Below are 14,388 nucleotides of genomic sequence, written 5' to 3' on the forward strand. Positions count from 1 at the left end.
CACGCGGCGGTAGATGACTCCGGCCCATGAGCCGGATGTGTCCAGGGTGGGTCGCCTCGTGCGGGGGCGACCCACCCTCCGTGATGCGCATGGCGCCGAGCTGAGCGGCGGGCAGCCGCCCCACTGTGCGGATGCTCGGGCATATCGGCGCGGGCGCCCGGGGTGGGGGTGCCGCGACCGGACTCGGAGACCGGCCGCGACGCCCCTACACGGAGGACATTGGCAACGCACACAGCGGAGTTCCTCCTCGCCCACACACGCACACGAAGCCGAACGGGCGGCGTGAGCACGTGCAGCTGTTTCGTCAGCCGAATACGCCCGGGCGGTCGACCCGGTCCCGTCTGCGCAGGCTGCGCGAGATGCGAGGCGCGATGGGATCCGTCCGGCGACCGTGCGTGCCGGGGATGTCCGGCGGGCGGTGGTCCCTCCTGAGGGCTCGGTCGCGACGGAACCCGCGCCTCCGAATCCTGTTGCCCGTGGGGACGACCGTTCGGCTGAAGCGCCGCCAAGCCCTTCGCCGCTCAGGCGACGGCGTCGGCGGTCATGGCGCGCTACAGCCCGCTTGGCCGAAGTTGGCGAGGAGTTTCAATGACCGAGTCAAGCCGTTTGCGGGACCGGAGGAGCTGGTGTGAACAGCCGGTTGTCCCGAAGCAGCGCCCATAGGACATCGATCCTCCGGCGGGCCACCGCGATGACGGCCTGGACATGTTTCAGGCCCTCGCTGCGCTTCTTGAGGTAGAAGTCACGGTTGGGGCCCTCACGCATGATGCTCACCTGCGCGGGGAGGTAGAAAACCCTGCGCAGGCGGCGGTTGTAGCGTTTGGGGCGATGCAGGTTCCCGGTGCGTCGTCCGGAGTCTCGAGGAACGGGTACCAGTCCTGCCGCCGAGGCCAGATGGCCCGCGTCTGCATAGGCCGACATGGCGCCCGCCGCCACGACGAACTCTGCACCCAGGAGGGGCCCCATGCCCGGCAAGGACTCGATGATGTCAGCCTGGGGGTGACTGCGGAAAGTCTCCCGAATCTGCTGGTCGATCTGCCTGAGACGATCTTCCATAGCAAGGGGGACCTCCCCCTGAGTGGTGGACACGCTGATACTGGATCTGCTTGATCCGAAGGAAGCGAGAAGACCGCCGATGGCGATGAAGGACTACTCGGTCAGCCCTTGCCGTGACCGGATCACCGGTCTATGACGCACTGAGTGGCGAGTTCATCGGTGCGTTGGAGCTGCACACCGACGGCGAGTGGTTCTGGCACTCGGACCTCGCTCACTATGTCGAGCACTACCACGTTCCGCTGGACGAGACCTTCATCGATCACGCACGCGCACGCCACTGGACTCCACCCGCACTCTCGACTGAAGACCTCATCGAGATCGCAGACACGCTGGAGGCGCTCGACATCGAAGACTTGGAGGGTGCACAGGGCCGTCCTAGTTGAGCGCCTGCCATGGCTCACAACCGGGCGCAGGCGGGGTGAAGCCGTCCTCGGCCGGCCAGCGAATCGCCAGCAGGCTACGCAACCACCACCACGCGCGGATCACGTCGAGGTCGACGTCTGTGCCGTAGCTGGCGACGACGTCGCCGAGGTGTTCGGCGTGTCCGAGCGTCAACGTGGCAGGGTGGAACCGGGCGTCACCGCAGCCCGCCACCGACAGGTTGATGACGGCCGTATGCTCCTTGCCGTTCACGAACACGTGACTGATCTGCAGGTCGCCGTGCGTGAACAAGGAGGGCACTCCTGCGGCGGCGCCCCCTGGTCACGTCCTGGCGACGCCTGCTGGAAGCCGCCCGCTCGGAGCACGAACGAGCGGTTGCAGTAGGTGAAGGACAGGCCTGGCACGCAACCGGATGACCACCCCGGGCCCCCGGGCGGACGGTCCCTGGAGTGACGGCTGTCAGTCCGGCACGCGGCCTCGGTGACCGGAGAACCCGTCAGAACTTGGCGTACCGGACGTCCAAACAGTGACTACACATGTCGGGCAGAGCGAAGTCCGCGGCGCACTGACAAAAGTCGCAGATGCCTTCGAGCGGGTGCGCGCCCAGCAGGCACAGCAGGACCTGCCTGTCTGGCTCGTCGGCCGTCTGGGTCGGCACCACGCATGCCTGCCCCGTGGAGACCCGGTGCCGGTGCAGCGGCGGATCGCAGAGCGCATGTTGCCACTCATCGCCCCGACGGCCTGGGTGATCGACGACGTGTCGCTGCCCAAGGACGGAAGAATGTCGGTCGCCGTGGCCCCGCAGTACTGCGGGGCCCTGGGCAAACGCGCCAACTGCCAGGTCGCGGTCAGCGTCCACGCCGCCAGCGACACCGCCTCCTGCCCGCTGCAGTGGCGCCTGTTCCTGCCCAAAGTCCCCCCCCGTTGATGTCAGCTGTGGATGTCAAGGACAGTCATGCTGCGTGGGGCTCCTGCCTCCCGGCGATGTAGGAGTTCAAGAGCCTGACTCCTAGCTCAGCCGTGTCCACGTAGGAGCGGGCCTCAGCTGCATCAATGACAACGCCCTCTGCGGGGTGGGCCGCCCGATTCCGCAGCACCCGCAGGTTGTTGAGGGCGACAACTGCCATTGGGTTCAGGCCGGCATTGCCAAGGTAGGTGATGAGCGCAGTAGGTGTGGATCGGGTTCCTATGGTCGTCAGGTTGTCCGTCCCTGACACGGCACGAACAGCTTCGGTGAGCTTCCGCTCGACAGCCCCCCAAGCGGCCAGCACTGCTCCCTCCGGTGTCGCCTTCGCAACGTCCCGGAACGTGTTGAACATGTCCTCTGTGGGCTGGTCTTCCGCCTCGGTGGCGGCAGCCTCCTCTGCAGCTGCCTGGGCTGCACTTCGCGCCTCCCGGATGCCATCGCCGAATGTTGCGCCGAAACCTCCACCTTTGACCTCTTTAAGACGATCGAGCAATCGTCGGAATTCGTCCTTGAAGGCCAGTGCGATGAAAAGCACGATCAAGGGCCACGCGAGTGTCTTGACGTACTCCAAGACGAGGCGAGCTATGTCCACCGGCACATGATGCACAACCTTCAGGCCGAACGAGTGGCAGTTGAGCCACCTACTCTGTGGACGCAGCGTGGCATAGAGCGCGGAGAAGCAGGCAGCCGCTTTGGCAAAAGTGCACTCAGCTCGGGTACTTCGTACCGGATGCCCTGCTGACCTGCGGCAGAGCGGCCACGGGGCCTGGTTGACCGGTGCCGTGGTGCCCGCTATCCACCGCACGAGGCGGCACGCGTCTGGTACGGGTGCCCACGAGTCACAACAGTCGACCGGCGCTTAGAAGATGCGGGCACGCCTTGGCGGGATGGCCCGCCGGCACTCCGCCGTTACCGTGCCGGGTCGCGCAGTGCCGCTGACGTCCGCTGTCATTGCCGTCAGCGCTGCCGTCACTGCCGTCGACTACTGCGTCATGTGAGCACCGTTTTAAGAAGCAAGGTTGGCACGGGCGAAGCCGGCCGGATTCGAACCGGCGTCCTCGCGATTTTGGAGACCGCGCGCGACGACCTCTGCGCTACGGCTTCGCCCGGCGGGGATCCTAGCCCATCGCGTTTCGGGCCAGACCCGGCTTTCGGTACTCCCGGCGCCGCTAGATCGGTGGGGTCTCAACGACCGGGGCACGTTGTTGGGCTGCCCCTCGATGCGAACTACGGGCAGGGTGGTCACTGGGGTCTGCTGGGCACGTCAGACGGTCATTCAGGGCCGGTGGCGGTCGGTGCTGGTTACGATGGTTGCTGTACCTCCGTGCTGTACAGCAGCTGCGGCTCAGCCCTCGTCCTCATCAAGGCCGAACCCATCTGGCACAGCCAGCAGGGCATCACGCCATGGCCCTTCCGGCTCCTTCAGGGCCGCTTCGCGGAACAGGTCTGCGAGTCGGTGCCGATCTTCCGCACCGAGGCGGTCGAAGAGGTACGCCGGATGCTCCATCCATCTGGACGCTGCGTCCGGCGAGGCTTCCTCATCGGTACTGGTGTCCACTGCTGCCACGAGATGGGCCATGGCCTCTGCCAGTGTGCTCATAGGAGCGGATCACGGTGGCGCCGCGCTGAGGCCAGGTCGCCAGAATGCATGCGTGCACAGTATCCAGCGGTAGGCGGAGCGGCTTTGGGCTGGGTGAGTGATCATGGCCCCGTAAGCGGATGGCGAGTCGGGCAGTGTGTGGAGGCCCGGAGCTTCCGGCCGGCAGCCGGTCCGGCGGTGTCACCCGTTGCTGCGTCCGCGCGGCCGTCGCTGCGTCCAGTGGTTTCCCGCCAGGCGGGTACCGCACGGGAGGGGAGTGACCGGGCCTGCTGGGTGCCAGGCGCCCCGGCTGGTCACGGGCTGCAGCGTTCCGCAGGTCAGCTTCCGCCTCGACTGCTATCGCGCCGGCTCTGCCGCGCCGCGATGGGTGGCGTGTCGTTGCCGATCAGGTCCGGGCGCTGGTGTAGGCGTTGATCCGCTGGTAGTCGTGGTAGAGGAGTGCGGCCAGTTGCGGGCCTGCCCACAGGGTGAAGGTGAGGGCGATCTCGCGTGCGTCTTCCACGTCGTGACCGGGGCGTAGGTAGCCCAGGTAAGGCACAGCGAGACGGAGGAGCCGTTCCCGTTCCATCCCGGCAGTGCCGTCCGGACGGGGGCTGAGGTCGTCGGCGACGACCGACAGGATCTCGATCGCGGTGGGGCCGGCGGGGTGCGCGTGCTGCTGGGTGCGGGCGACCTGGTCGCCGACGTCGCACAGCCACCTGCCGAACCGGTCCGGGTCGCGGCCGAATCGCCGCGCGCTGGGCTGCGTGCCGCCAGCCGGGCTCGCGCGGGTTCCGGCCGGCGCTGTACTTGGCGGCTCGGCCCGCTGCACCCCCGGGTTGGGCCTGCGCCTTGCGGCCCGCTCCGAGTTGCTGCTGGTCGTACGCCCCGTGTGTGCGCCGTCCCGGTTCGTGCCGGAGGTTCCTGGCCGCGCGCCGCAGTGTGGTGTCCGCTGCCTCAACGACGCTGCGGAGGGGACCGCTGGTGACCGTGCGGCAGGATGTGGTCATGGCGATTGAAGGCGTGCGCTGGCTGGCGGAATCCGAGTGTTATTACAGCGTCACCTTCGCCCGTGGCATCACACAGGAGGAGTTGGCCGTACGCCTGGGGGCCAGTCCCGGTGCCGCGCGTGCGACGGCCACGGCGCAGGAAGCGGTCGCTCTCCTCAGGGATCCTGACGTCGGTGTCGCCCGGATGGGGCAGGCGGGGGGATGGGCGTTCGCCGTCGAGTACGGGGAAAGCCGCGGCGCCCGGCACGACATCCTCACGGGTGTCTCGCGCGACGGCGTGGAGGCTGTGAGTCTCGACCCTCAGGCGTTTCACTCGCCTCCGCTCTTCTCCTACGCCGCCGGCGGTGAACTGCTGTGCTCGTTCGGTCTCGGTGAGGAGCGGCGACGGTGGGGGACCCGGCCGGATTTGCTGCAGGAGGACCTGACGGCGGCGGGCATCATCCTGCCGACCGGGGATTACCCGCGCGTGAGTGCCGAACGGCACCAGCACCGGATCGCGATGTCCCTGGGCGTGATCGAGAGGCATTTCGAGCTCACCCTGCCCCGCAATCTGCTCGAGTACGACCGGCTCCCCCTCGCCGTGGTGAGCGGCAGCCCCGCTCTTGACTCGCTGGGCAGCGACGCCTGATACGAGGGTCTGGTGCGGACCTAGGGGCGAAAGTGGATTTCTGCAAGAATCACCCCTCCTTGCGTGAACGCGGCTCTGGGCGGCGGCGAGCGCCGCCACGCAGCGACTTTCGGACATGGAGCAATCAGATGGGGTACTGGGGTTCTCTTGTCGTCGTCCGTCATCGGGGTTCGCTGGGTGAGGTGGCGGCCTTCACTGACGGGGTGCGCATGGAGCTGCTCCAGGAGCGCGCTGATGACTGGCGGCTCTGGTCGTTGGAAGGGGAGTCCTCACTCGATGAGGAGAGTCTCATCGAACTGGTTGACGTCACTGGGCACCCGGTCCTTGCCGGATTCGTCATGGACAGCGACTGCCTTGTCTTGGAAGGCCGGACCAGGGACCAGGAAACCTGGCGCGCATGTCTTGATCGGGCGGCTATGTCCGCCTACCTGGCGGAGGATGGCCAATCCGTCGACGACTGGTTCTTGGGGCCGGAGGAGGCCGCGGAGCGTGCTGTGGCCTGGGCACGGGCGGCTGGCCTGACTCCCGTTCCCAAAACGATCGCCGATGTCCTGTCGAAGCGGTCCGACCCGTTCGTGGAGGATCTGTTCCAGGAGCTCCTAAACGGCTTGGGCATCGAGCTCTGAATTGCCTCGGGCTGAGCGTGCCGATCACAGCCACTCGTTGATGGACGCTACGAGGACAGTGGCCTCGTAGCGGACCGCGAGTTTGTCGTACCGGGTGGCGACGGCGCGTTGCCTCTTGAGGCGGTTGATCCCACTCGACCGCATGACGCTCGCGGTAGTCGACCGGGTCGTCGACGAGGTCTCCTGGGGCTATGACCGCGACCACCGCGGCGACGACCGGCGCCACCGTGGTGACGACCGGCGTCACGGCGGTGACCACGGCGACGGACACCGCGACTGACCTCGCCGGCGGTAGATGACTCCGGCCCATGAGCCGGACGTGTCCAGGGTGGGTCGCCTTGTGCGAGGGCGGCCCACCTTCCGTATGTGCGTGGCGGGGTCAGCTGGGGCGAAGAGCGGGGACGAGAGCGAGGATCCGAATCTTCGACCTGTGCCCGGCCCGGCTGGAAGGTCGACGGCTACATCGCCTGGAATCTCACCGGATCCGCGCGCTTGGCATTCGCCGCCAGCGGGATACGCCCCGGGCTCGGCTCGTGCTGGCCAGCGCCTGCACCCAGGTGGCCCGTGCTCCGCTTGCCGACTCCCGCGGCACCGGACAACGCCTGGGCGTCTGCGCTGGAGTCGTGTGCAGCGTGCTGCCGTGACAGCCGTTCCTCATGATCATTTCGCGCTGTAATGTCTGCACCTTGTATCGAACGAAAGAGCGGTGCGTGGGGAGCGTGCCGCGTAACCGGGGAGGGGCGCTCATGCGCAGACTCGTGGCCGTACTGGCCGCGCTGTTCAGCCTGACCACGTGGATCCAGTGGCAGTGGCCCGCGCCCGCGAGCCCCAGCACGTCGCGCTGGCGCTGGCCGACCAAGGAGACCACAGTCGGCCACGAAGAAGCAGGCGGGCCGCCGGCCTCGTAGCGCCCAAGTTCTGTCGCTCTGGTCAGCGTCGGGTCCGGTTGGGGATGCCGACGATGCGGGCCGACACTCCACTCGGCCCGGAGTAAGCAGCAGCCACGGGAGACGCGCAGTCACGTGCCTGTGACATGGACTCGACGATTCCGGAACGGGTGATCTTTAGGGTTGTTCTCGCTGGTCAGAGCAGCCAGCACTCAGAAGCCGAAGCCGCCAGGAGCAGCCATGCGTACCGCACTCCGCACCGCCCTCGTTACCGTCGCCCTCGCCGGTACCGCCACTGCTTCCATCGTCTCGGTCAGTGCCGCCACTACGGCCGGGCCGACCGGGAGCAGCGCCTGCGTCGCCGCCACGACCATCCCCTCCGTCTTCGGCGGCGGCATGAAGGTCCGGCTGGTCAACAGCGCAGACAACGGCGCGTCCGCCACGCTCCTCGATGCCAAGGGGCACGCCGTCGCGACCGTGAACCAGAGCAGGCCCACCGACCTGGCCGACGGCCTGAAGATCACCGGGGTGCTCTCCGCCAAGCCCGTCTTCGGCCAGCGCAGCCAGGGCGGCCCCACCCCCTGGCAGTCCACGCCCTTCCCAACCCTGACCGCCGACTGCACCCTGCACGGCACGCTCTCCCGCACGCTGCGCCTCGACCCGCGTACGACCGCGCAGATCTTCAAGGTCTCCGCCGACCACCACCAGGCCCGCGTCTTCCGGGACGGCAAGCTGGTGCGCTTCCTCGACGCGCACTCCCGCGCCGGCGCCGCTCTGTTCGGCAACCGCACGCTGGTGCTCGACCCGCTCGGCGGGACCGTCACCTGGACCGGTGCAGAGACCACCGTCAGCCCCCGGCTGGGCCGCTACAAGCTGGCCAACGGCGCGATCGTCAAGCTCGTCAAGCACAACGGTGTCTACGGGGCGCAGCTGACCACCAGCCACGGCACGTTCTCCATCGAGTACGCCAAGGGGCGCCCGGTCGTCCTCCAGGACAACGTCACGCTGGTCGTCCTGGGCGCCGACGGCACCATCAGCAACCACATCTACAGCAAGTCCGTCCAGAAGGCACCGGTCTACCTGGGCGCCTGAATAACAGTCACCTGACAGATCAGCCTGGACGGCGCCCGGGAGTCCCGCCTGGTCGCCGCCGGCGACAGCCCTGACCTTATGGCCGGCCTAGCCGGGGCTGCCGAAGGGCGCGACGTCATCGGGGGAGAGGTCGGGGCGCGGACGGTGCCGTCGCGCTGGGTGCCGCCACCGGCCGGTGCTGTCGCGGGCGACGTCGACGCCGACTTCCACGTCGGCGCGGAAGGCTCCGCCGAAGAAGGCGGGAGCGGCGCGGGCCCGCGGCCGCGGTGCCGGCGGCAAGAGAGAGCTGCAGAAGCTGAGCAAGGCGGAGCTGTACCAGCGGGCGACCGAACAGGAGGTCCCGGCCGGTCGAAGATGAGCCGGGAGGAGCTCGTCGACGCCCTCGCTTCCAGCGGCCGCCGCCGCAAGAAGACCGCCGCCTGACAGCTGCCCACCGCGCCTGCGGACGTACGACAGCCCCGGCGATGCTACGAGCCGAGCTCCTGGCGCACGTCCAGGTAACAGCGCAGCCGGACACCGGCCTCGCCGGGAGCCCGGGTCGTGGTGTCTGCGGTCGCGGTCGCCCACCGCCCGGCGAGCAACTCCTGGACCGCGAATGCCGTCTCGTCATCACAGGCCGCGACCTCGACGACGGCCAGGCCCGGCTCCGCCACATGTACTTCGCTGATCGGCTTCATGCCAGGCATCACGTGCCGGACACCGCCCCAGTTCTCCCCTCTTGGAGTGTTCACCCGACCGAGTAGGGCTGCCTCGCGGCGGCGACGGAAGCGGTGCAGCACCCGGGAAGGTCCCGAGAACTCGTAGGCGCGCGGGAATGTTCGCAGGGCAGGCGTGGTTGAACGATGCGTGATGGTGAAGGGAACAGTGTCCCCGGGCCTCATCTATCGCATGCGAGGACGATCGTTCGGCTGAAGCCTCGCATTGCCTTTCGCCGCGTAGGCGATCGCCCTTCACGATCACACTTTTCACGGGTTCAGCCCCGGTCGGCGGCCACGCCGGCCGGGGCTGTTTCCTGCCCGGCGCCGGCCCGTGACCGGGGTGGGGTGTGGAGCGTTGCCACGGTCGTGGACGGCTACGAGGACCTGGACCTGGACGAGATCGACTTCGCGCCGATGGAGACAGCGGGCGAGCGACTGCCGCTGCTCACCCTTCAGGAGGCGCACGACCTGCTGAGCTGGCTGCGGCTCGTCACGGCCGAGGGCGGGGCCCATGCGCCGGAGGCCGGGCGATGGGCCAAGGAGATCGCTGCCCGTGTCCCGTCACAGGAGTGAGTCGCCGCCGCCCGGTGGCCGTGGCCGGCTAAGCCGGCGATGCCGAGAGCGGTGTCGGGGCGGCAGTGACTGCACGCGCTGGTGCCGTCGGCCAGCAGCCGGCGGGCCTCGTCCGGGCCGACGGACCGGTGCCGTTTGCCCGCCATGTAGCAGGTGCCCCGGTGGACTTGCACGGGCGGCCGGCCGACTCCGATACCGAGTTCAACGATCCAGTCCGGTGGGACCGGCTTCGCCCGCCGACCGCGTTCCTGTTCGGCTTGCCGCTGCACCAGCTGCGCGATCTTGCGGTCGATGCGTGCCAGCCACATCGCGTGCCACACCCGCAAAGTGCGCAGCCGCTCCAGGTCAGGCGGCAAGTCATCGAACATATTTTTGATTCTACTTCCATGATCACCTTGTTGCACTCGTGTGTTCGAATCTACGTTCGATAGCGTGAGGGTGTGGAGGTGAGCACCGTGAACGACACCGGGAAGCAGGTCGAGACTGTGCGGGCGACGGTGATGCATGTGCGTTGCCCGGACCGGCTGCCGGAGGAGATCTACCGGCACGTGCTGGAGCTGCTGGCCGGTCTGTCCCCGGTGGTGCAGGCTCTGCCGCCGTCCGCCGCCCTGGTCGAGCTGAAAGGCGCCCTGCGCTACCACGGCACCGACGCGGCGCACCTGGGTGAGGTCCTGCGCATCCGGTGCATCTCGCGCCTCGGGGTCGACGTCCGGGTCGGTGGCGGGCCGACGATCACCGTCGCGGCCACCGCCTCCTCCCAGATCACCCATCCCGGCGGCGTCCTCGCCGTCGCGCCCGGCGAGGTCGCCGGCTGGCTCGCTCCGCTGCCGGTGGAGGCGCTGCACGGGATCGGCCCTCGCCAGGCGGTCGTGCTCCGTGACTACGGCATCCACTCGGTCGGTCTGCTCGCAGCTGTCTCCCCGGCCACTGTGCAGCGGCTGCTGGGCAAGAAGGCGGGCCGGCTCGCCGCCGACCGCGCCCGCGGCATCGACCCCCGCCCCGTCGTCCCGAGGGCCCTGCCGGCCTCAGCCGCCGTACGCCACCGCTTCACCCACCACACCCTGGACGGCGCCGTCGTCCGGACGGCCCTGCTCGACCTCGTCGTCCGGCTCGGCCTCCAGCTGCGCCACCGGGGCCAGGCCGCCCGCGCGATCACCCTGACCCTGGGCTTCGCGGGCGGCACCATGTGGGAGAGGACCCGCCGCCTGCCCGCACCCTCCGCCCACGAGGACGACCTGCGCATGCTCGCCTACCAGCTGATGGACGCCGCCGGTCTGCAACGCGCCCGCCTGACCGGCATCGTGCTGAGGGGTGAGGACGTCATCGACGCCGACCAGGTCGCCGAGCAGATCAGCTTCGACGGCGCACGGGAGTCCCGGCTCGTCGCCGAGCAGGCCATGGACCGCATCCGGGACAAGTTCGGACCCGCATCCATCGGGCCGGCCGCCGTCGCGCCCCTGCGCCGGGCCTCCTGACCGCTTTCCAGAACCTGGTCGCAGGACCCGAACTGCTGCGGCCCGGCGGCGGCACGCCCCCACCGCGACCTTGTCACGCCCGGCCACGGCGGCAGCGATGCCGCGCGACGGTGATGCATCCAGCGCGGCAGGTGCCGGGGAACGGCTGGTAAGGGTTCGGGACGAAGTGCCCGTTCGAGCGCCTGCCGTCACGAGGGATACGACAGGCTGAGCGCTCCCGGGCCCGCAGCGCGGCGGCGCCAGCGGGCCCGGTCCTCACCCCGCGCACCAAGCGGGCCGACGTGAGCACACGGCAGCGCTCAGCAGTGGTCCCGGCAGCTTGCCGGTCATACCTGGATGCTTCTCCTCAGGGACTTCGCTGCTGTCCTGCTGTTACTGCCTGCCCTTGGCGAGTTGGCCGGCGGTGTCCCGGCGTCCCACCCGGGTCGCTCGCTGGCACACCCGTGCTCGGTGCCGGTCTGGACGGCTGCGGCAACGCAGGCCGCTCTGAGGTGCCGTACGCCGGGTTGTGCCGTCCCACCGGACGCGGCCGCCGCTGTCCCGTCCCGCCGCCGCGGGCCACAACGCCTGGCGAGTCGGTCTACTGGGCCGGCCCGGAGGAAGGCGCCGTGCTTGCCGACCTGCGGACCAGGTGGCTGAACCGGCGGAGGGTGGAGCCGGAGGGCTGCCGGCCGGCGACCGGGAGATGGACGGACGCGCGCCGGGGGCGGTTACGAGGCGCCGCAGGGGGTGTCGTTGTTGCGCAGGCTGTGGGTGGTGTCGTTGAGCTGGTAGGAACGCAGGTCGCCGATGGTGCCGCCTTCGCGTCCGACGCAGACGTGCCGGCCGAGGTAGTTGTCTTTCTGGTAGACGCGTGCGGTGCGGCTGCTGTTGTTGATGATGGAGCTGCCCTTGCCGCGGATGTAGTCGGGCAGGTGGCGTACCGAGCCGTCGACGGCGCGTTTGACGTAGGGCTGGCCGTTGAAGTTGATGTCGGGGTAGATGCAGACGAAGCCGCGCGGGCACGCGATCTGGTCCCGGGCCACGGCGGGGACGCTGGCAGTGGTGGTGGCGTGGGCGGGTGCGAGGCCGGTCAGTGATGCGGCCAGGACGGCCGGGACGGCGGCGGCGAGCAGCGCGGTCCTGGGGGTGCGGGGCCGTGGTGTGGGCAGAAGGCTCATGGCATCGGCCTGTCCTGGCGGAACGGTTCGCCATTCCGCTTTCCGTCGATGTTCATTCAGACGAGCGAGTCGGCGTCGTCGTCCAGCCCGGCCACCGGCTACGCCGTCGCGGCCAGGGCGCCTGGGTGATCACCCAATCAGTCAGTACGGCGGCGTCGTCAGGCGGGGGAGGTCGGCGGGGGACAGGTCGGGCCGGGCGCGATGCCAGCGCGCGGGGTGGCGCCAGCGGCCGGAGGCGTCACGGGCGACGTCGACGCCGACCTCCAACCACCAGCTGCGGTTCCACCAGCGTGACGTCCAGCTGCTCTCGGCTGCCCCAGCCGGCGGAGAACGACCAGCCCGTCCATGGATGCCCGCGCCGCCCGGCCGCGAGCAGGCCGGCGACCGCCGCGCCGGCCTGGCGGGCGAGGGTGGTGGTGCGGCCGACGTACTGGAAACGGCCTTCGTCGTCGTACCGTCCGGGCAACAGCGTCCCAGGAGCGGTCGGGGAGCCGGTGACCGCGGCAGTCCACGAGGCCTGTGCAGGGCTCTGCCCGACGATGCCACCACGATGGTCCTCGACTGGCACGGCAGCCGTACCGGACAGCGCGACACCAACGGCGGCTCCAACGCCTGACACCTCCGACCGGTTGACCCGAGCTCACGCGAAGCTGCCGGACGCGGCGGGTGCGCGAAGAGGCCGGGCCCCTGTGGGGCGGCCGGTGAAGCCGCCCTCGCCCGCGACGCCAGTGCCATGACCGGCATGCCGCGCGGACCAGCTTCGGCCGGCCCGCCCGCCAGGACGGAGCCGCTGACACCCAGTGTCAGGTGGCCGTGGCGCCCCGGCCGCGCCGGATGCGTCCGAGGAGATCACGATGGTAGGCCGCGAGGCCTGCGTCCGGGACCAAGGCGGGGCTGCCGGTGAGGGTGTACCACTCGTCGGCGCCCGTGTACTGCACGGTGACGCAGGCGGTGTGCCGGTCATGGGCGAGGGTGGTGCGGACGGTGAGATCACCGGTGATGACGCCGACCTCGTCGGTCATCGCCCCGCCCGGGCCGGCGGTGACGGTGCTGGTGTACGAGTCGGTGTCCGGGCTGGTGCTCATGCGGGGCAGGTGTCCAGCATCTCGTTCAGCTTGTCCTTCTCCGGCTCGGTGATGTTGAGGGCGTAGACGTACTTCACATGGGTCCAGGCGCGCGCGTAGGTGCACCAGTAGGAGCGCAGCGGCGGCGCCCACTGGTCCGGGGACTGGTCACCCTTCTGCCGGTTGGAGCTCGCCGACACCGCGATCAGCTGCGGGTTGACGAGATCGTTGGCGAACTGGCGGCGCTTGGCGGTGCTCCACTCATCCGCGCCGGAGCGCCAGCCGTTGGCGAGGGGGACGACGTGGTCGATGTCGACCTCGGTGGACGGCCTGGTGGCGATCTTCCCGTCGTAGGCGCTGTACCAGATGCCGGAGACGGCGCGGCACTGGTCGTCCTGGACGACGTCCTGGCCGTCACGGGCGAGGACGACCTCGCGGGTGTCGCAGGTGCCGTACTGGGTGATCCAGTGGGGGAACCTCGAGCGCGCGTAGCCGGTCATCGGATGCGGAGCGGCGACGGTGAGTTCACCGAGTTCCTTGCGGACGACATCGGCTGGCGGCGGCTCGGGAAGATCCCGGCGCATGCTCGGGGCACCGGCCACGTGGGAGGCGGGCGCTGCGGCCGCAGCCGCGGGGGCGGAGCTGACGGGGGCGAGCAGGGCGGTGACCGCCGCGGTGAGCAGGGCAAGCTTCGTTTGGAACGGATGCATGCGCCCATCTCTCTTGATCGGCAATGAAGCTGATCAAGGCAGGTAGCGGCTCTCACGCGCCGGTGCGGGCGAACCGTCAACGGCATCACTCGGATGGCGGGTGGGGGTTCACCGGAGAAACGAACCGCCAAGGGCCCGCCACTGCTTGCGGCGACAGCTCACCCCGCGGGCAGCGACGGCGTCGCTCCCTTCCGAGAACGTGATCGATTCACAGCGCCGCGCCGGCCTCATACGCGTCACCCACGCTCTTGCCTGGCCCCCTGTTCAGCTCGTTGGGCGGTGGCGCGCTGTCCAGCCTGAGCTCGGCCTATCCGCTGGCGGTCGCACGGCTGAGTCCCCTCGGTCGCCTGTCTGGGGTGCCGGCTGTGCGCGCGCTCCCGCATCGGCCCCCACCAAACCCAAGGCCACGGCATAGCTTTGAGTGATACTTGCTGCGTGTGCGGGGCGCGTGAGATGGGAGAAGGGGGGAACCGTCGATGGCG

16 protein-coding genes, 1 tRNA gene and 5 pseudogenes are annotated in these 14,388 nt (G+C 69.3%); 10 read left to right on the forward strand and 12 right to left on the reverse strand.

The features are described 5' to 3' along the window. Window positions 1-597: 597 nt before the first annotated feature. Window positions 598-1,062: pseudogene (locus AB0947_RS41995) on the reverse strand (transposase); the annotation flags it as partial. Window positions 1,063-1,169: 107 nt separating this feature from the next. On the opposite strand from AB0947_RS41995, the gene AB0947_RS42000 reads away from it, so the two are divergent. Next, the gene (locus AB0947_RS42000) at window positions 1,170-1,439 is read left to right on the forward strand and encodes a hypothetical protein (protein WP_366755635.1); all 270 of its coding nucleotides are present in this window, start codon (window positions 1,170-1,172) and stop codon (window positions 1,437-1,439) included. Here the strand turns inward: AB0947_RS42000 and AB0947_RS42005 are convergent. Next, window positions 1,432-1,725, reverse strand: a pseudogene (locus AB0947_RS42005) (phosphotransferase); the annotation flags it as partial. The gene AB0947_RS42000 and the pseudogene AB0947_RS42005 sit on opposite strands and share 8 nt — an antisense overlap. A gap of 391 nt (window positions 1,726-2,116) precedes the next feature. Between AB0947_RS42005 and AB0947_RS42010 the strand changes: the two are divergent. After that, a pseudogene (locus AB0947_RS42010) lies at window positions 2,117-2,350 on the forward strand (transposase); the annotation flags it as partial. A 40-nt stretch (window positions 2,351-2,390) separates the two neighbouring features. Here the strand turns inward: AB0947_RS42010 and AB0947_RS42015 are convergent. From AB0947_RS42015 to AB0947_RS42030, 4 genes are all read right to left on the reverse strand, one after another. Continuing rightward, a complete protein-coding gene (locus tag AB0947_RS42015; protein WP_366755636.1) occupies window positions 2,391-2,996 on the reverse strand; it encodes a hypothetical protein in 606 nt (201 codons plus the stop codon). A 437-nt stretch (window positions 2,997-3,433) separates the two neighbouring features. Beyond that, window positions 3,434-3,508: transfer RNA gene (locus AB0947_RS42020), tRNA-Trp, on the reverse strand. 241 nt (window positions 3,509-3,749) lie between these two features. Then, window positions 3,750-3,983: a hypothetical protein gene (locus AB0947_RS42025; RefSeq protein WP_366755637.1), complete on the reverse strand. Its 234-nt coding sequence runs from the start codon at window positions 3,981-3,983 to the stop codon at window positions 3,750-3,752. Window positions 3,984-4,389: 406 nt separating this feature from the next. After that, a complete protein-coding gene (locus tag AB0947_RS42030) occupies window positions 4,390-4,815 on the reverse strand; it encodes a hypothetical protein (protein WP_366755638.1) in 426 nt (141 codons plus the stop codon). Between the two features lie 152 nt (window positions 4,816-4,967). Here AB0947_RS42030 and AB0947_RS42035 point away from each other — a divergent pair, with 152 nt between their 5' ends. Together AB0947_RS42035 and AB0947_RS42040 are read left to right on the forward strand one after the other, a co-directional pair. Beyond that, window positions 4,968-5,621 carry a DUF6461 domain-containing protein gene (locus AB0947_RS42035; RefSeq protein WP_366755639.1) on the forward strand — a complete coding sequence of 218 codons (654 nt, stop codon included), beginning with the start codon at window positions 4,968-4,970 and terminating at the stop codon, window positions 5,619-5,621. A 128-nt stretch (window positions 5,622-5,749) separates the two neighbouring features. Beyond that, window positions 5,750-6,247: a hypothetical protein gene (locus tag AB0947_RS42040; RefSeq protein WP_366755640.1), complete on the forward strand. Its 498-nt coding sequence runs from the start codon at window positions 5,750-5,752 to the stop codon at window positions 6,245-6,247. Between the two features lie 24 nt (window positions 6,248-6,271). Here AB0947_RS42040 and AB0947_RS42045 read toward each other — a convergent pair. After that, window positions 6,272-6,373, reverse strand: a pseudogene (locus AB0947_RS42045) (IS5/IS1182 family transposase); the annotation flags it as partial. Window positions 6,374-6,389: 16 nt separating this feature from the next. On the opposite strand from AB0947_RS42045, the gene AB0947_RS42050 reads away from it, so the two are divergent. The 3 genes from AB0947_RS42050 (at window position 6,390) to AB0947_RS42060 (ending at window position 8,226) form a co-directional block, all read left to right on the forward strand. Further along, a complete protein-coding gene (locus AB0947_RS42050) occupies window positions 6,390-6,527 on the forward strand; it encodes a hypothetical protein (RefSeq protein WP_366755641.1) in 138 nt (45 codons plus the stop codon). A 466-nt stretch (window positions 6,528-6,993) separates the two neighbouring features. After that, window positions 6,994-7,155 (forward strand): hypothetical protein, encoded by a 162-nt coding sequence (locus AB0947_RS42055; RefSeq protein ID WP_366755642.1) that lies wholly within the window; start codon window positions 6,994-6,996, stop codon window positions 7,153-7,155. 219 nt (window positions 7,156-7,374) lie between these two features. Further along, window positions 7,375-8,226 (forward strand): hypothetical protein, encoded by an 852-nt coding sequence (locus AB0947_RS42060; RefSeq protein ID WP_366755643.1) that lies wholly within the window; start codon window positions 7,375-7,377, stop codon window positions 8,224-8,226. A 467-nt stretch (window positions 8,227-8,693) separates the two neighbouring features. Here AB0947_RS42060 and AB0947_RS42065 read toward each other — a convergent pair whose 3' ends face one another. Continuing rightward, window positions 8,694-8,903: a DUF6207 family protein gene (locus tag AB0947_RS42065; protein WP_366755644.1), complete on the reverse strand. Its 210-nt coding sequence runs from the start codon at window positions 8,901-8,903 to the stop codon at window positions 8,694-8,696. A gap of 366 nt (window positions 8,904-9,269) precedes the next feature. On the opposite strand from AB0947_RS42065, the gene AB0947_RS42070 reads away from it, so the two are divergent. After that, on the forward strand, window positions 9,270-9,497 hold the full coding sequence (locus tag AB0947_RS42070) for a DUF6417 family protein (RefSeq protein ID WP_366755645.1): 228 nt from the start codon (window positions 9,270-9,272) through the stop codon (window positions 9,495-9,497). 53 nt (window positions 9,498-9,550) lie between these two features. Here AB0947_RS42070 and AB0947_RS42075 read toward each other — a convergent pair. Continuing rightward, a pseudogene (locus AB0947_RS42075) lies at window positions 9,551-10,003 on the reverse strand (DUF6233 domain-containing protein); the annotation flags it as partial. On the opposite strand from AB0947_RS42075, the gene AB0947_RS42080 reads away from it, so the two are divergent. Beyond that, a complete protein-coding gene (locus AB0947_RS42080; RefSeq protein ID WP_366755646.1) occupies window positions 9,953-10,972 on the forward strand; it encodes a hypothetical protein in 1,020 nt (339 codons plus the stop codon). The pseudogene AB0947_RS42075 and the gene AB0947_RS42080 overlap by 51 nt on opposite strands. Before the next feature lie 710 nt (window positions 10,973-11,682). Here the strand turns inward: AB0947_RS42080 and AB0947_RS42085 are convergent. Continuing rightward, on the reverse strand, window positions 11,683-12,132 hold the full coding sequence (locus AB0947_RS42085) for a peptidase inhibitor family I36 protein (RefSeq protein WP_366755647.1): 450 nt from the start codon (window positions 12,130-12,132) through the stop codon (window positions 11,683-11,685). Window positions 12,133-12,481: 349 nt separating this feature from the next. Here AB0947_RS42085 and AB0947_RS42090 point away from each other — a divergent pair, with 349 nt between their 5' ends. Continuing rightward, entirely contained in the window at window positions 12,482-12,748 is a 267-nt protein-coding gene (locus tag AB0947_RS42090; RefSeq protein ID WP_366755648.1) for a hypothetical protein, read from the forward strand. Window positions 12,749-12,935: 187 nt separating this feature from the next. On the opposite strand, the gene AB0947_RS42095 is transcribed toward AB0947_RS42090, so the two are convergent. Both AB0947_RS42095 and AB0947_RS42100 read right to left on the reverse strand, forming a co-directional pair. After that, the gene (locus tag AB0947_RS42095; RefSeq protein WP_366755649.1) at window positions 12,936-13,217 is read right to left on the reverse strand and encodes a hypothetical protein; all 282 of its coding nucleotides are present in this window, start codon (window positions 13,215-13,217) and stop codon (window positions 12,936-12,938) included. Continuing rightward, window positions 13,214-13,780 (reverse strand): HNH endonuclease family protein, encoded by a 567-nt coding sequence (locus AB0947_RS42100; protein WP_366755650.1) that lies wholly within the window; start codon window positions 13,778-13,780, stop codon window positions 13,214-13,216. The genes AB0947_RS42095 and AB0947_RS42100 overlap by 4 nt, the downstream gene beginning before the upstream one ends. Window positions 13,781-14,388: the final 608 nt, after the last annotated feature.

Origin of the sequence: Streptomyces sp. NPDC047841, from assembly GCF_040704085.1 — a bacterium.
GTDB classification, from domain to species: Bacteria; Actinomycetota; Actinomycetes; order Streptomycetales; family Streptomycetaceae; genus Streptomyces; species Streptomyces argyrophylli.

Excerpts from the sequence above, each read along its gene's own strand:
- AB0947_RS42050 (WP_366755641.1), top strand. The coding sequence starts at position 6,390 with ATGACGCTCGCGGTAGTCGACCGGGTCGTCGACGAGGTCTCCTGGGGC.
- AB0947_RS42060 (WP_366755643.1), top strand. The coding sequence starts at position 7,375 with ATGCGTACCGCACTCCGCACCGCCCTCGTTACCGTCGCCCTCGCCGGT.
- AB0947_RS42095 (WP_366755649.1), bottom strand. The coding sequence starts at position 13,217 with ATGAGCACCAGCCCGGACACCGACTCGTACACCAGCACCGTCACCGCC.
- AB0947_RS42025 (WP_366755637.1), bottom strand. The coding sequence starts at position 3,983 with ATGGCCCATCTCGTGGCAGCAGTGGACACCAGTACCGATGAGGAAGCC.
- AB0947_RS42085 (WP_366755647.1), bottom strand. The coding sequence starts at position 12,132 with ATGAGCCTTCTGCCCACACCACGGCCCCGCACCCCCAGGACCGCGCTG.
- AB0947_RS42090 (WP_366755648.1), top strand. The coding sequence starts at position 12,482 with ATGCCCGCGCCGCCCGGCCGCGAGCAGGCCGGCGACCGCCGCGCCGGC.
- AB0947_RS42065 (WP_366755644.1), bottom strand. The coding sequence starts at position 8,903 with ATGAAGCCGATCAGCGAAGTACATGTGGCGGAGCCGGGCCTGGCCGTC.
- AB0947_RS42040 (WP_366755640.1), top strand. The coding sequence starts at position 5,750 with ATGGGGTACTGGGGTTCTCTTGTCGTCGTCCGTCATCGGGGTTCGCTG.
- AB0947_RS42055 (WP_366755642.1), top strand. The coding sequence starts at position 6,994 with ATGCGCAGACTCGTGGCCGTACTGGCCGCGCTGTTCAGCCTGACCACG.
- AB0947_RS42100 (WP_366755650.1), bottom strand. The coding sequence starts at position 13,780 with ATGCGCCGGGATCTTCCCGAGCCGCCGCCAGCCGATGTCGTCCGCAAG.